This window comes from Vibrio sp. Y176, assembly GCF_033438945.1.
The window spans coordinates 1-866 of the sequence record NZ_JAWOQS010000248.1; the positions used below are offsets into that span (position 1 = coordinate 1).

Consider the following 866-nt stretch of genomic DNA (forward strand, 5'->3'; position numbering starts at 1 on the left):
TTTGGCGGTGTACTTCAGAGCGGCAATGTTCCCGATGATCACACTCAAGACCACAATGATGATCACCCAAGGGTTGGTAAGAAATTCGATCATAACGCCTCCGGTGGTGGGGTGATATTGCGAATATAGGTAGATAAGATGCTATCTAAATTATTCAGTATCGATTCTAACCCTGCAATGTTGTGTTGTTGATTTTGTCGAACCAGCTCATCTTTTAGCATTTCGGCGTTCAGTTGAGCAGCACATTGTTGACCGATGGCTTTGTGGCTAATGTGCCAAGGTTCAATGGCGACGCCACCTAAATCTTGCAGATACGGGAAGAAAAAGCCGAACTCATCAATGTGATCTTTTAACCAACAATAAAACGCCAGCTGATGACCTTCTAGATATTCCCAAGGTTCCAATTGCAACTTGGTGTCTGCTGGAAGTAAATTGCGAGCATACACATCGAAATCACATCCCCAATGATGGCGACTTCCTCCTGGCAAAGCCGACCAGCGAAGAATGGCCTTTAGTTTTTCTTCGTCACTTAACGCAGCCTTATTTAAAGGCTGCGAGTTAGAATCTAAAATCGGCAACTCACCTTCGAACTTCCCATTCCAAATTGCTCGCTGGCGAGAAAAGTCTCGAAAGCCACTGGCAATTTCCATTTTAAATCCCGCTTTTGTTGCTGCTTCGATCATATTGAGCAGATCGTTCGCGACATCGGGATGCATTAAAAAAGCCTTCTGACCAACCATGGTTGATTGAAGGTGAGAATCGGTCGTTCCGGTGAGTTGCGCAGGAGTCATGGTATGCTCATCAATGGGTTAACTACGTGCGATTACTTCGCGAGTAGGTGTTTTAAGGTGTTTTCGTACATGTCA

The 866-nt window shown here is 44.9% G+C and carries 2 protein-coding genes; both read right to left on the bottom strand.

Annotation, left to right across the window (positions count from 1 at the left end; translation table 11 throughout):
- A partial coding sequence (locus tag R7O13_RS25355; RefSeq protein WP_318305007.1) for a DUF2897 family protein occupies nt 1-93 on the bottom strand: 93 nt, incomplete at its 3' end.
- Complete coding sequence (locus R7O13_RS25360; RefSeq protein ID WP_031778639.1) at nt 90-791, bottom strand: M15 family metallopeptidase; 702 nt, start codon at nt 789-791, stop codon at nt 90-92. The genes R7O13_RS25360 and R7O13_RS25355, both read right to left, overlap by 4 nt.
- Between the last annotated feature and the right edge of the window lie 75 nt (nt 792-866).

Bases quoted from the DNA above. Each gene is read 5' to 3' on its own strand.
- R7O13_RS25360 (WP_031778639.1), bottom strand. From the start codon at position 791: ATGACTCCTGCGCAACTCACCGGAACGACCGATTCTCACCTTCAATCA.